The following is an 11,718-nucleotide window of genomic DNA, read 5'->3' on the forward strand; positions in this document are numbered from 1 at the left end:
TCCCTACGAACATACGATTAGCTGTCGATTACGCCCGCCGAGGGCGATGCCTCCAGCCCCGCGCCTCCAGATGATCATTGATCCGGCTCCACGGACCGGCCGCACGCCGTTCACCGCGATCAATCTTTTCGCGATGGTTCATATCAAAACCTCTGCCTAGACATCAGAATATTGATTTCAGACATCAATAGGCACATCATGGACCTCAACTGTCAGAGTGTGCGCAAGATAAGCGATGTTTAATCGTGATCACTGCAGCTCAGATGCGGGCCGCCAGGGCCATTCTCGGTATCGACCAGCGGCAGTTGGCCGAACTGACGGGAGTTTCGGTTCCGACGATCCAGAGAATGGAGGCGAGTGCCGATGTGGTGCGCGGGAATGTCGACACCCTGATGCGTCTGCTGGCGGCGCTGGACAGTGCAGGTGTCGAGGTGATCAACGAGGGAGCCGTTAGCACGGATGGCGGGCGCGGGGTCAGGCTTAAAGCGAAGACCAAGCCCTCAGAGAGCGCAACCACGGAACGGTTGGCGTCCTTGTCCACAGCGAGGACGAACTCGTGACATCGGTTTCAGTCCTATTGTTATGCGCGGCGGCATTGCTTGGGACGGCGGTTTTGGCGGTACTGCTCACTCATTCGAGCCGGTCGACGCCAGTTGTCTACGGTGTGAGCCTGGCTTTCTCCGCCATCGCCTTTGTCACTGCCCTCGCATATCTTGGCGGAGGGCTTCCTTCCGCCGAAGCATCGTTGCTTGCCCTTCCTATCGGCCTCCCGTGGCTGGGAAGCCATTTCCGGCTCGATGCGCTCGCTGCCTTCTTCATAATCGTCGTCAATCTCGGTAGTGCCCTTTCGGCTCTCTACGCCCTTGGTTACGGCCGTCACGAACATGCGCCGCATCGCGTGCTGCCGTTCTTTCCCGCCTTCCTCTCCGGCATGAACCTGGTGATCCTGGCAGACGATGCCTTCACCTTCCTCATCTCCTGGGAGTTCATGTCGCTTGCTTCCTGGGCGCTGGTGATGGCCCACCATCGCGATGCCGATAACCGGAAGGCCGGCTACGTCTACATCGTCATGGCGAGCGCCGGCTCGCTTGCCCTGTTGCTCGCATTCGGCCTGCTTGCAGGATCTGCCGGCGATTATAGCTTCGCAGCCATGCGGTTATCGGCGCACAGTCCGTTTGTGGCCGGCCTCGCGCTTGTCCTGCTGCTGCTCGGCGCCGGTTCCAAGGCTGGTCTCGTGCCGCTGCATGTCTGGTTGCCGCTGGCGCATCCAGCAGCCCCAAGCCATGTTTCCGCCTTGATGAGCGGCGTCATGACCAAGGTCGCGGTCTATGGTTTCATCCGGGTGGTCTTCGATCTGCTCGGCATGCCGACCTGGTGGTCGGGTATCGTCGTGCTGATCATCGGCAGCGGGAGCGCCGTGCTCGGCATCCTGCAGGCGCTGATGGAGAGCGATCTCAAACGATTGCTCGCCTACAGCACCATCGAAAACATCGGGGTGATCTTCGTCAGCCTCGGGCTGGCGCTTGCCTTCAAGGCGAACGGTATGGGGCTGGCGGCAGCATTAGCGCTGACTGCCGCGCTATTTCATGTCCTCAACCATTCATTCTTCAAGAGCTTGCTCTTCTTCGGCGCCGGCGCGGTGCTGACGGCGACCGGTGAGCGGAGCATGGACAAGCTCGGCGGCCTTATCCATCGCATGCCGGTCACGAGCGTCGTTTTCCTCGTCGGCTGCGTCGCGATCTCGGCCCTGCCGCCATTCAATGGCTTTGTTTCCGAGTGGCTGTCGTTCCAGGCTATGCTGCAGAGCCCGGTTCTGCCGCAATGGGGCTTGAAGATTCTGGTGCCGGCGGTGGGCGGCATGCTGGCTTTATCGGCTGCCCTGGCGGCTGCCTGTTTCGTCAAGACATTCGGCGTGACCTTTCTCGGTCGTCCTCGCACCATTGTGGCCGAGAAGGCGGTGGAGGTCGATCGCTTCTCGCTCGCGGCGATGTGCGTGCTGGCCGCGCTGTGTCTTCTGGCGGGCATCCTGCCGGGGATCGTCATCGATGCGCTCGCGCCCGTAACGCTGTCGCTGATCGGGGAACAGGTGCCGATGCAGACGGATATTCCATGGCTGTCGATTGTGCCGATCGCCGAGAGCCGCAGTACCTATAATGGTCTTCTGGTATTCCTGTTCACCCTCTTCTCAGCGTCGTCGACGGCCTATCTCATCCACCGTTTCGCCTCGCGGGCGCTGCGCCGGGCGCCCGCCTGGGATTGCGGCTTTCCCGAAATCAACCCGGCGACGCAATACACGGCAGGCAGCTTTGCCCAGCCGGTTCGGCGCGTTTTCGGGACAGTGGTTTTCCGCGTCCGCGAAAGGGTGGACATGCCGCCGCCGGGGGATCTTCGGCCGGCGCGTTTTTCCGTCGAGGCGCATGACCTGATTTGGGAAGGGCTCTACCTGCCGATCGTCGGCGCCGTCGGGTTTGCCGCCGAAAAGCTCAACCATCTGCAATTCCTGACGATCCGGCGCTATCTGAGCCTGGTCTTCCTCGCGCTCGTCTTCCTGCTTCTGGTGCTGGCGCTATGGTCATGATCTCCGCTCTCCTCGTCCAGGCCGTTCAGATGGCGCTCGTCGTGCTGATCGCGCCGCTGCTGACCGGTTTTATCCGTCTGATCAAGGCGCGGTTGCTGCGCCGGCGGGGGCCCTCCATGATCCAGCCCTACCGCGACATTCTGCGGCTCGTGCGCAAGGAAGTGGTGCTGGCCGAGAATGCGTCATGGCTGTTCCGGATAACGCCCTACCTCATCTTCGCCGCGACCTGGGTCGCGGCTGCAGTCATCCCGACTTTCGCCACTGGCCTCATCTTTAGCTGGACGGCCGATCTGATCGCCATCATCGCACTGCTTGGCAGCGCGCGTTTCTTTCTGGCGCTCGCCGGCATGGACGTCGGCACCAGCTTCGGCGGCATCGGATCGAGCCGCGAAGTGATGATCGCAACGCTGGCAGAACCGTCGATGCTGCTCATCATCTTCACGCTCGCCCTGATCGCCGGCTCGACCCAGCTTTCGAGCATCGCCGCCTTCATGACGTCACCGCAGGTGGGGCTGCGGGTTTCGCTGGCGATCGCCTTGATCGCGCTCGTCATGATCGCAATCGCCGAAAACGCGCGTATTCCCGTTGATAATCCCGCTACCCATCTGGAACTGACCATGGTGCATGAGGCCATGGTGCTCGAATATTCCGGACGGCACCTCGCAATTATCGAATTGGCGGCCTTCCTGAAGCTCGAACTCTACATCTCGTTGATCGCCTGCATGTTCGTTCCGTGGAAACTCGCCGAATTGGGAGAAGGCCCTTCTGCCTATCTGGCTGGCATCCTTGCCTATCTCGCCAAGCTCGCAGTCGGCGGTGCTCTCCTCGCCCTGTTCGAAACGGCAACCGCCAAGATGCGGGTTTTCCGGGTGCCGGAATTTCTTGGCGCCGCGCTGATGCTCGGCCTGCTCGCGACTCTGTTGCGCTTCGTTTCAAGGAGCCTTTGATGAACGGTGCGGTCTTCGATATCGCCCATATGCTCGCCGGCGGCCTGGTCTTGGTCAGCATGATGATGCTCTATCAGGACCGTCTCTACGCATTGCTCAACGTCTTCGCGCTGCATTCGCTGATATTGACGATGTCGGTCGCTTGGCAGGCCTTCGTCCAGGATGCTCCGCATCTCTATGTCACGGCGGCGATCGCTCTCGTCTTCAAGGCAATCGTTATCCCCGTCGTACTCCATCGCATGATCCGCCAACTCGGCATCCACCGCGAGATCGAGGCCGTTGTCGGCATCGGCTCCACCATGCTCGCTGGCATCGCTCTCGTCGCTTTGGCGACGGTTATAATGCTGCGGGTGACGCCGGAGGCGGATCCTTTGGCGCGCGAGGACCTCGCCTTCGCATTATCCGTCCTGCTGCTGGGATTGCTGATCATGGTCACCCGCCGCAACGCGGTCAGTCAGGTCGTGGGCTTCATGTCGCTCGAAAATGGGCTGGTGCTCGCCGCGACCGGCGCCAAGGGCATGCCGCTCGTCGTCGAGATCAGCGTCGCCTTCTCGATCCTGATCGCCTTCATCGTCATCGGCGTTTTTTTGTTTCGCATCCGCGAACGCTTCGACACGGTCGATGTCCGCGCGCTGGATGACTTCAAAGGGAGACGGCGGAAATGAATGCGTTCTCCTCCGTCGTGGCCTTCGATGCCGTGACAGCCGTCCTTGTGATACCGCTCGTTGCGGCTGCCCTCCTGGCGCTTTTGCCCGGTTATCGGATGACCGCACGGCTGAACGTATTTGCAAGCCTGCTGACCTTGCTCGCCGCGCTTTCCTTGTTCCCGGCCGAACGGCCGGCTCCGGGGCAATATCTGCTCGTCGACGATCTCAATATCGTCTTCATCGTCCTCAACAGCTTCGTGGGCTTTACCACCAGCATCTTCAGTTCCAGCTACATTGCGCATGAACTGGATATCGGCCGGCTGACGCCTGCAAACCTTCGTTTCTACCATGCCATGTATCAGATCATGATGTTCGGCATGAATCTGGCATTCGTGTCCAACAATATCGGCCTGATGTGGGTCGCCGTCGAGCTTGCAACGCTCACCACCGTGCTGATGGTCGGCATCTACCGTACCCACGAAGCACTGGAAGCTGCCTGGAAATATTTCATTCTGGGAAGCGTCGGCATCGCGTTTGCGCTCTTCGGCACCATTCTCATCTACCTGGCGGCGCAGCCGGTCGTCGGCGAAGGCTATGACGCCATGGTCTGGACCATTCTGATTGAGCACGCCTCGGCCTTCGATCCGGCGCTTCTCAACGTCGCTTTCGTATTTCTGCTGCTTGGATATGGCACCAAGATCGGTCTCGCGCCATTGCATGCCTGGCTGCCGGATGCCCATGCCGAGGGCCCGACGCCGATCTCGGCGGTCCTATCCGGCTTGCTCCTGAATGTCGCGCTCTATGCGGTCTTGCGCTTCAAGATGCTGTTGTCGGCCAATCCCGAAGCTCTTGCGCCTGGACCGCTGATGATGACGATGGGGCTCGCCTCGCTGATTTTCGCGGCCTTCATGCTCTACCGCCGCCGCGACATCAAACGCCTGTTCGCCTATTCTTCGATCGAGCACATGGGCCTGATCGTCTTTGCTTTCGGCCTCGGCGGACCATTCGCCAATTTCGCCGGACTATTGCATATGGTCATGCATTCGCTGACGAAATCGGCGATCTTCTTCGCCGTCGGCCATATCGCCCAGGTCAAGGGAACGCAAAGGCTCTCCGCCATCCGCGGCCTCAGCGAAACGCATCCGGGGCTGGGCTGGGGCTTGCTGACCGGCGTTGTCGCCATCGCCGGCGTGCCGCCGGCGGGGATATTCATGAGCGAGTTCCTGATCGTCAGTTCAGCTTTCGCAAAGCAACCGCTGCTCGCCATTCCGCTCGTCTTCGGATTGCTGGTCGCTTTCGGTGCACTGCTGCTGCGGCTCACGGGAGCGGTGTTCGGACAGCCCCGCGGCAGCACGGCGCCCGCCGAGGCATCCTATGTGCCGATGTATGCTCATCTCATGCTGGTGCTTGTCGCCGGCGTCTATCTGCCGTCAGAGCTGGTTGCCTGGTTCCAGCATATCGCCAACCTTCTTCGATGATGCGAGGGGAGATGTCGACGCTCAGTGATGTCCTCGAGAAAGGTCGTTCCGTACCGCACCACGCTCCGTGGCAACGCGCCATCGTCGATGCGGTCACATGGACATCGGCCATATCGGCGCTATCCGAAGGGCGCCTGATCCTGCTCGGTCTATGGGGCGAGGCGAGTGCCGTTCATATGGCCTTACTCGACGAACCGACCCGCGCAATCGGGGTTCTCAGTCTGGAAGAGCTGGAGGAGGGCGGCTATCCTTCCGTCGCGCAATTGCATCCGCCGGCCTTGCGGCTGGAGCGGGCGCTCCGCGATCTCACGGGGCTTGACCCACGGGATTTGCCGGATAGCCGGCCGTGGCTCGATCACGGCTGCTGGGATCTGCGCCATCCCCTCGGAGAACGCGGGATCGCGTTGCCGGAAGCCGGTCCTTATGCCTTTTTGCCCGCCGAAGGTGACAGTCTGCACCAGATCGCGGTTGGCCCGGTGCACGCCGGCATCATCGAGCCGGGACATTTCCGCTTTGCAGCCAATGGCGAGACGGTCGTCCGCCTTGAGGAGCGACTCGGTTACGTCCACAAGGGGATAGAGGCGCTGATGGAGGGCGCGGATCCGATTCGCGGATCCCAGCTCGCCGGGAGAGTGTCCGGCGACAGCACCGTCGCATACGCCTATGCCTTTTCGTGTGCCGTCGAGGCCGCATTGGGGATCGTTGTTCCGCCGCGGGCGATCTGGTTGCGCGCTCTGATGGCGGAATTGGAACGGCTCGCCAACCATCTTGGCGACATCGGCGCCATCTGCAACGACGCCGCGTTTCCTCTGATGCTGGCTCATTGCGGCGCGCTGCGCGAGCGTGTGTTGCGGGCAGCCGATGCCGCCTTCGGTCACCGCCTGATGCGCGACCGTATCGCGCCCGGCGGCGTCACCCGCGATCTGAACGGCGGCGGAGCGGCCGGCTTGCGAAGCCTCCTTCTCGAAATCCGCCATCGGTTTCCAGCCCTGGTCGAGCTCTACGACAACACCGCCTCGTTGCAGGACCGGACGGTCGGCACAGGTAGGCTGCGCGCCGAATTGGCGCGCGCGTACGGGGCCGGCGGCTACGTCGGGCGCGCATCCGGGCGCGGTTTCGATGCCCGGCACGTCTTGCTCTACCCGCCCTATGATCATTTGGTCTTCGGCGTTCCGGTGCTTAATGACGGCGACGTTAACGCCCGCGTCTGGATCCGTATTCGGGAGGTCGACGAGAGCCTGTTGCTCATCGAGCAGATTCTCGATCGTCTCCCGATCGGATCTATCCTCAACGCGATCCCTTCCGTCGGTGAACGTCGGGAAGGCATGGCGCTTGTCGAGGGTTTTCGTGGTGACGTCCTGGTCTGGCTTCGGCTTGCACCGGAGGGTGTCGTCGAACGCTGCCATCTGCGCGATCCATCTTGGTTTCAGTGGCCGCTGATCGAGGCAGCGATCGAAGGCAATATCGTTGCCGATTTCCCGCTCTGCAACAAGTCGTTCAATTGTTCCTATTCTGGTCATGATCTTTGAAGGCAGGGTCGCATGCGAAAACTCCTTTTCGAAAACCTGATCCGCCTGCCGCTGACAGAACCGGCGCCATCCCCCTCCGATGCGGCCATGGAAGAGCTCATCGCCGCTATCGACAAAACCGCGCGCCGGCGCCTTGGGCGCAGCCTATCAATCCGCGCAGTCGATGCCGGTTCCTGTAACGGCTGCGAGTTGGAGATGCATGCGCTGAGCAATGCCTTCTACGATATCGAGCGTTTCGGCATGCGTTTCGTTGCCTCGCCGCGCCATGCCGACGTGCTGCTCGTAACCGGCCCCGTAACCAAGAACATGCGCGAAGCACTAGAACGGACAAACAACGCCACACCGGCTCCAAAGTGGGTGGTTGCGCTCGGTGGTTGCGCCCGCGACGGTGGCTGTTTTGCGGGCAGTTATGCGGTTGTCGGCGGAGTTTCCAAGGTCATACCCGTCGACCTTCATATTCCAGGTTGCCCGCCGTCGCCGACGGACATCCTCCGAGGTCTTCTTTCTTTACTTGAATACGTCGATACAGGAGGCCGCGCTTCGTGACGGCGAGGTTCAATGGTTCGACTTCTCCAGGCTGGACTTGTTGCAATTGGGATGCTGATCACGGCGGCACTCGGCCTTCTCGCTGCCGTCCGGCGCAGGGCCTTTTCACCGGAGCCGCCACGGCGACGGTTACAATCTCGAAAGCCGGACATCCATCAAATGGATCCGTCCACACGCCTTGCCATTGACCTGGTCGAGAAGGTTTTCATCCGGGATTTCGGATGGTCTTTCCGCAGGCAGACGGATTCGAACATCGGTATCGACGCTCGCGCTGAAATCCTCGAAAACGGTTGGCCAACGGGCCGGCTTCTGCCGCTGCAGATCCGACCGATGTCCTGCGCGGAGAGAACCGAAGGCCATTACATCTATCGCGGTGAAAAACACCATCTGGACTGTTGGGCGAGGCATTCGCTACCCGTTTGCGTCATCATCGTTGACACCGAAACCGGACTGATATTGTGGCAGCGAATGGAGAAGCAGCTATGGGAGGAAGTGAGGATGGAATGGTCGATTGCCATCCCGGCAACCAACTTGCTCGACGCCACTGCCAGGCTCTGTTTCGAGGAGGCGATACCGACTGATCCGGAATTCCTGATGCGCTCGGCCTTTGCGCTCGATCTCGTTTTGATGGAGCAAATACAAGACCAGACAACGTTTTTCGTATGGGACGAGTGGGGCGATACAACTGCGATCTTTGGCAATCTCCGCATCTACATCGGTGAAGGCCAGGAGGCAGAGCCGGATGTGCAGATCGATTATCGTCTCCGAGCTCACAACCTCCACGACGTCATGGTCAGGCTTTTCCCCTGGGCGATCTATTCGTATGCCGAACCTATTTCGGAATATTCCGGTGAGGTTGCCGTTCATATTCTGGAAGTCGAACTGCGGCCCGAAGCGCGTGCCTATCTGGAGGCCGAGAATTTTCTGGTTGCAGGCTATCCCGAGGATGAGGCGCCATCGGCCCCGGAACCTCAGGACTTCATCACGGAAGAAGAGCAAAGTGAGTTTTGGCGCAGCCGGGGAACACCTCACGATCCTCGCGATTGGCAGGATTAGGAGCAGCGGGAAAGATTGGGGAGGGGATTTTATTGCCCCTAAACCCCACCCTGCCAGATCTTGATCGCCTCAACCGGCCAGATCAGCATCAGCACATTCAGTGTCAGATTATCCCGGATCATATACCCGGTGGAAATCTCGAAGAAGATGGCGACGGCCACGGTCAACGCTATCGGCGCCCGCCAGGCGAAGAAGAAGCCGACGCACATGAAGACGGTGTCCATCGCCGAATTCAGGATGCTGTCGCCGTAATAATCGAGCGCGATCGTCGCGGTGCGGTAGCGGTCGATGATGAGAGGGGAGTTTTCCAGCAGTTCCCAGCCGGACTCGATGACGAGCGCCAGGAGCAGACGCGCCATCAGCGGCTTGCGGCGCAGGAGCAGATAGCTCAGTCCGTAAAACAGGAAGCCGTGGATAATGTGCGACGGCGTGTACCAATCCGACAGATGCTGCGAGTTGCCGCTGGTATTGACCCCGCCCTCCCACAGCTTGACATAGCCGCAGGCGCAGATCGGCACGCGCCCCATCAGATGCTCGGCGACGACTTGGGCGACCAGGACCGCAAGGCACGCGACGAACCAGAAGGTCTGATGCCTGATCCGGTATTCGACGTCTGCAGCGCTCACTTTTCACCGTCCGTTTCGGGATTGAGGCTATGTTTCAGCACCAGCGGCATCTGCGCCAGCGTGAAGATGATGGTGATCGGCATCGTGCCCCAGACCTTGAACGCGACCCAGGTATCGTCGGAAAAGTTGCGCCAGACGACTTCGTTCAGCACGGCGAGGAACAGAAAGAAGATGCCCCAACGGATCGTGAGTTTGCGCCAGCCTTCGGCATCGAGCTGGAAGGCGGCGTTGAAGACGTAGCCGAGCAGCGACCGGCCAAAGGCCAGCCCGCCGAGCAGCGCCACCCCGAAGAGCGTGTTGACGATGGTCGGCTTCATCTTGATGAAGGTCTCGTTCTGCAGCCAGATCGACAGCGAGCCGAAGATGACGACGACGATGCCGGAGACGAAGGGCATGATCGGTAGATGGCCGAGCACGATCTTCGAAACTACAAGCGAAATCACCGTCGCCGCCATGAAGAGCCCGGTCGCGACGAACAGCGGCCCGCCCAGTTCGGAAAGGGCGGGAAATTTTTCGACCAGCCATTGGCCACGCAGATTGGCGAAGAAGAAGATCATCAGCGGCCCGAGTTCCAACGCCAGTTTCAGTATCGGATGATGGCGGTCGGCCGCGGACGGGGTGATATCGCTTTCGGTGGTCATGCGTTCTTCGAACCTGCTATTGCTGAAAACCTGTTTCCCGACCGTCCCTTGCAGGCTTTCGGCGGCATATCTGTGGCATCATTGCCCGAGCCCGGCAATGGCATGGGCAAAATCCTCGGCCTCGAACGGCTCCAGGTCTTCCACGCCCTCGCCGACACCGATGAAATAGACCGGCAGCTTGTGCTTGGCGGAGATCGCAACGAGAATGCCGCCCCGTGCCGTGCCGTCGAGCTTGGTCATGATCAGCCCGTTGACGCCGGCGACATTGCGGAAGATCTCGACCTGGCTCAGCGCATTCTGCCCCGTCGTGGCGTCGAGCGTCTGCAGTACGGTGTGCGGCGCATCGGGATCGAGCTTGCCGAGCACGCGCACGATCTTTTCGAGCTCGGCCATCAGCTCGGCCTTGTTCTGCAGCCGGCCGGCGGTATCGACGATCAGCACGTCGCATTTTTTCGCCTTCGCCTGTTCGAAGGCATCATAGGCAAGACCGGCGGCATCGGAGCCGAGCTTGGTGCCGATGAATTCGGAATTGGTTCGCTCAGCCCAGATCTTCAGCTGCTCGATCGCCGCCGCGCGGAATGTATCGCCGGCGGCCAGCATCACCTTCAGCCCGGCGCCCGAAAGCTTCGCCGCAAGCTTGCCGATCGTCGTCGTCTTGCCGGTACCGTTGACGCCGACGACGAGGATGACATGCGGCTTGTGCGAGAGATCGAGCTGCAGCGGCTTGGCGACCGGCGTCAAAACCTTGGCGATTTCGGACGCCATAATCCGGCTGACATCCTCGCCGGTCACATCCTTGCCATAGCGCTCGGAAGCCAGCGTATCGGTAACGCGCAACGCCGTTTCGACGCCGAGATCGGCCTGGATCAGCAGATCTTCGAGATCCTGCAGCGTCTCGTCGTCGAGCTTGCGCTTGGTGAAGAGCGCTGTGATCTGGCCGGTGAGCTGCGAGGAGGTGCGCGCAAGCCCGTTCCGCAGACGCTGGAACCAGCTGAGCTTCGGCTGCGGGGCAATGGGCTCCGGTGCAATGATCGCAGGGCCGGTGGTGAAGCCTTTGGGGAGGACGGGAGATTCAGCCTTCGGCCATTCCGTAATCGTCTCGGAAGGCTCGGCGGATGTGACCCCCCCCTCTGCCCTGCCGGGCATCTCCCCCACAGGGGGGGAGATCGGCTGAACGGCGATCTCTTGCTCCACATCGAGTTCTGGCTCTTCTGGAAGCAGGTCTGCGCCATCCGCTGTCTCTTCCGCGGAAACCGACACCTCCGGCTCCGAACGATCTCGCCCATTGTGGGGGAGATGTCCCGCAAGGACAGAGGGGGGTGTTTCCACCACGTCCACAGCCATCGGCTGGGCTTCCGTCTCCGCTTCCGCCTCGGCTTCCAGCAGCGACAGCGGAACAACGCCGATATCGCTCAGCTGGTCCGGAGCCGGCAGGATCGCGGGCTCAGCATCGTCACGCTCTTCCTCGGCGCCCTCGCCGACATCCGCAGCCGGCCCGCCGGCCGTATCCATCTCCTCGGGAAGAACAGGATCTTCCGCAATCGGCAGGTCCTCGTCGCGCGAGCGTGGCTCGAGCTCCCTTTCCACGGTCTCAGGCAGGGGTTCCTCAGCCGGCTTGCCGAAGGTGAAGACCTTTTTGATGAAACTGAGCGCCATGGGAATTCCGTGAA

General features: G+C 61.0%; 11 protein-coding genes. 8 read left to right on the forward strand and 3 right to left on the reverse strand.

Annotated elements, in window-relative coordinates:
- The first annotated feature begins 245 nt into the window (after positions 1-245).
- The 8 genes from HJB91_RS11395 to HJB91_RS11430 are packed head-to-tail and all read left to right on the forward strand — an operon-like array spanning position 246 to position 8,781.
- Positions 246-560 carry a helix-turn-helix domain-containing protein gene (locus tag HJB91_RS11395; protein ID WP_405047659.1) on the forward strand — a complete coding sequence of 105 codons (315 nt, stop codon included), beginning with the start codon at positions 246-248 and terminating at the stop codon, positions 558-560.
- A complete protein-coding gene (gene hyfB, locus HJB91_RS11400; RefSeq protein WP_221154759.1) occupies positions 557-2,578 on the forward strand; it encodes a hydrogenase 4 subunit B in 2,022 nt (673 codons plus the stop codon). The genes HJB91_RS11395 and hyfB overlap by 4 nt, the downstream gene beginning before the upstream one ends.
- A complete protein-coding gene (locus tag HJB91_RS11405) occupies positions 2,569-3,525 on the forward strand; it encodes a respiratory chain complex I subunit 1 family protein (protein ID WP_210633004.1) in 957 nt (318 codons plus the stop codon). Before hyfB ends, HJB91_RS11405 begins: the two co-directional genes overlap by 10 nt.
- Positions 3,525-4,190, forward strand: coding sequence for a hydrogenase-4 component E (locus tag HJB91_RS11410; RefSeq protein WP_221146108.1), 666 nt, complete (start codon positions 3,525-3,527; stop codon positions 4,188-4,190). The genes HJB91_RS11405 and HJB91_RS11410 overlap by 1 nt, the downstream gene beginning before the upstream one ends.
- Complete coding sequence (locus tag HJB91_RS11415) at positions 4,187-5,650, forward strand: hydrogenase 4 subunit F (protein ID WP_221154761.1); 1,464 nt, start codon at positions 4,187-4,189, stop codon at positions 5,648-5,650. Before HJB91_RS11410 ends, HJB91_RS11415 begins: the two co-directional genes overlap by 4 nt.
- 11 nt (positions 5,651-5,661) lie before the next feature.
- A complete protein-coding gene (locus HJB91_RS11420) occupies positions 5,662-7,179 on the forward strand; it encodes a nickel-dependent hydrogenase large subunit (protein ID WP_221154764.1) in 1,518 nt (505 codons plus the stop codon).
- Positions 7,180-7,191: 12 nt separating this feature from the next.
- Complete coding sequence (locus tag HJB91_RS11425; protein ID WP_168302249.1) at positions 7,192-7,725, forward strand: NADH-quinone oxidoreductase subunit B family protein; 534 nt, start codon at positions 7,192-7,194, stop codon at positions 7,723-7,725.
- 51 nt (positions 7,726-7,776) lie between these two features.
- Positions 7,777-8,781 (forward strand): DUF4365 domain-containing protein, encoded by a 1,005-nt coding sequence (locus HJB91_RS11430; protein ID WP_259669879.1) that lies wholly within the window; start codon positions 7,777-7,779, stop codon positions 8,779-8,781.
- A 38-nt stretch (positions 8,782-8,819) separates the two neighbouring features.
- Here HJB91_RS11430 and HJB91_RS11435 read toward each other — a convergent pair whose 3' ends face one another.
- The 3 genes from HJB91_RS11435 to ftsY form a co-directional block, all read right to left on the reverse strand.
- Complete coding sequence (locus HJB91_RS11435; RefSeq protein ID WP_221146124.1) at positions 8,820-9,407, reverse strand: DUF2585 domain-containing protein; 588 nt, start codon at positions 9,405-9,407, stop codon at positions 8,820-8,822.
- Positions 9,404-10,048: a septation protein A gene (locus HJB91_RS11440; RefSeq protein ID WP_221146126.1), complete on the reverse strand. Its 645-nt coding sequence runs from the start codon at positions 10,046-10,048 to the stop codon at positions 9,404-9,406. Before HJB91_RS11440 ends, HJB91_RS11435 begins: the two co-directional genes overlap by 4 nt.
- Positions 10,049-10,126: 78 nt before the next feature.
- Positions 10,127-11,704, reverse strand: coding sequence for a signal recognition particle-docking protein FtsY (gene ftsY, locus HJB91_RS11445; protein WP_221154767.1), 1,578 nt, complete (start codon positions 11,702-11,704; stop codon positions 10,127-10,129).
- Positions 11,705-11,718 lie beyond the last annotated feature (14 nt).

Source organism: Rhizobium sp. NLR10b (genome assembly GCF_019685435.1).
Classification (GTDB): domain Bacteria; phylum Pseudomonadota; class Alphaproteobacteria; order Rhizobiales; family Rhizobiaceae; genus Rhizobium.

Excerpts from the sequence above, each read along its gene's own strand:
- HJB91_RS11405 (WP_210633004.1), top strand. The coding sequence starts at position 2,569 with ATGGTCATGATCTCCGCTCTCCTCGTCCAGGCCGTTCAGATGGCGCTC.
- HJB91_RS11410 (WP_221146108.1), top strand. The coding sequence starts at position 3,525 with ATGAACGGTGCGGTCTTCGATATCGCCCATATGCTCGCCGGCGGCCTG.
- HJB91_RS11415 (WP_221154761.1), top strand. The coding sequence starts at position 4,187 with ATGAATGCGTTCTCCTCCGTCGTGGCCTTCGATGCCGTGACAGCCGTC.
- HJB91_RS11420 (WP_221154764.1), top strand. The coding sequence starts at position 5,662 with ATGTCGACGCTCAGTGATGTCCTCGAGAAAGGTCGTTCCGTACCGCAC.
- HJB91_RS11425 (WP_168302249.1), top strand. The coding sequence starts at position 7,192 with ATGCGAAAACTCCTTTTCGAAAACCTGATCCGCCTGCCGCTGACAGAA.
- HJB91_RS11430 (WP_259669879.1), top strand. The coding sequence starts at position 7,777 with ATGCTGATCACGGCGGCACTCGGCCTTCTCGCTGCCGTCCGGCGCAGG.
- HJB91_RS11440 (WP_221146126.1), bottom strand. The coding sequence starts at position 10,048 with ATGACCACCGAAAGCGATATCACCCCGTCCGCGGCCGACCGCCATCAT.
- ftsY (WP_221154767.1), bottom strand. The coding sequence starts at position 11,704 with ATGGCGCTCAGTTTCATCAAAAAGGTCTTCACCTTCGGCAAGCCGGCT.